This is a genomic window from Bacillus pretiosus (assembly GCF_051294775.1).
Classification (GTDB): Bacteria; Bacillota; Bacilli; order Bacillales; family Bacillaceae_G; genus Bacillus_A; species Bacillus_A wiedmannii.
Genome location: NZ_JBPPHF010000435.1, coordinates 1 through 288, shown reverse-complemented (window position 1 = coordinate 288; position 288 = coordinate 1). Strand labels below are relative to the sequence as shown.

At 51.7% G+C, this 288-nt stretch carries 1 rRNA gene; it reads left to right on the top strand.

From position 1 onward, the window contains the following. Positions 1-288, top strand: a 16S ribosomal RNA gene (locus ACSG5Z_RS31615); the annotation flags it as partial.

The following is a 288-nucleotide window of genomic DNA, read 5'->3' as shown; positions in this document are numbered from 1 at the left end:
GATGAAGGCTTTCGGGTCGTAAAACTCTGTTGTTAGGGAAGAACATGTGCTAGTTGAATAAGCTGGCACCTTGACGGTACCTACCCAGAAAGCCACGGCTACCTAGGTGCCAGCAGCCGCGGTAATACGTAGGAGGCAAGCGTTATCCGGAATTATGGGGCGTAAAGCGCGCGCAGGTGGTTTCTTAAGTCTGATGTGAAAGCCCACGGCTCAACCGTGGAGGGTCATTGGAAACTGGGAGACTTGAGTGCAGAAGAGGAAAGTGGAATTCCATGTGTTGCGGTGAAA